Raw genomic sequence first — 899 nt, forward strand, 5'->3', positions numbered from 1 at the left:
GCCCATGTCCGCGCCCATGTGCCCGCCGCCCGCCTGCGCGGCGTGGCCGGCGACCTGGGCAGCGAATCCGGCGCCGACAGCTTCGTCCGGCAGGTGCCGCAGGCCGATATCCTGGTCAATAATCTCGGCATCTTCGAACAGGGCGATTTCCTCGAAACGCCGGATGCCGACTGGCAGCGATTCTTCGACATCAACGTCATGAGCGGCGTGCGCCTGACCCGGCACTACCTGCCCGGCATGGTCGGCCGCCAATGGGGCCGCGTGGTCTTCATCTCCAGCGAATCCGGGCTGAACATCCCGCCCGACATGATCCCCTACGGATTCACCAAGGCCGCGCAGATCGCCATCGCCCGGGGCATCGCCGAAAGCGTCCCGGGCACCGGCGTCACCGTCAATTCGGTGCTGCCCGGCCCCACCCGCACCGAAGGCGTGATGGAGATGTTCGAAAAGGCAGCCCGCGAATCCGGCCGCCCGGCCGCCGAGATCGCGGCCGAATTCGTGCCCATGCACCGCCCCAGCTCGCTGATCCGCCGCCTGGCCGAACCCGAGGAAGTCGCCAGCATGGTCGCCTATCTCTGCTCGCCCCAGGCATCGGCCACCACCGGCGCCGCGCTGCGCGTCGAAGGCGGGCTGCTGCGCCACCCGGGCTGATCGCCGGCGCGGACCGACCAGCGCAAGGTCAATCAGCGCAAGGCCGGCCAGCGCAAAGTCAATCAGCGCAGGGGCAGGGGGATCCGGTTCACCGTCAGGATGCCCCCCTGCCAATCCACGTCCCACGACGTCGCATCGTCCGCGTGGTGCCCGACCAGGTTGGCCAGGACCAGCGCGGCGCTGGCCCGCGTCTGGCCCGCGTCGCGCAGGGCGGCGATCAATTCGGGCAGGTTGCGCATCCGCATGTG

1 protein-coding gene and 1 pseudogene are annotated in these 899 nt (G+C 69.7%); one reads left to right on the forward strand and one right to left on the reverse strand.

Going from position 1 to position 899, the window contains the following annotated elements:
- Positions 1-651: SDR family NAD(P)-dependent oxidoreductase (locus HUK84_RS20330; RefSeq protein WP_176641813.1), on the forward strand; the 651-nt coding region annotated here is incomplete at its 5' end.
- Positions 652-713: 62 nt separating this feature from the next.
- On the opposite strand, the pseudogene HUK84_RS20335 reads toward HUK84_RS20330, so the two are convergent.
- Positions 714-899: pseudogene (locus HUK84_RS20335) on the reverse strand (hypothetical protein); the annotation flags it as partial.

This window comes from Nguyenibacter vanlangensis (assembly GCF_013376155.1).
Lineage (GTDB): Bacteria > Pseudomonadota > Alphaproteobacteria > Acetobacterales > Acetobacteraceae > Gluconacetobacter > Gluconacetobacter vanlangensis.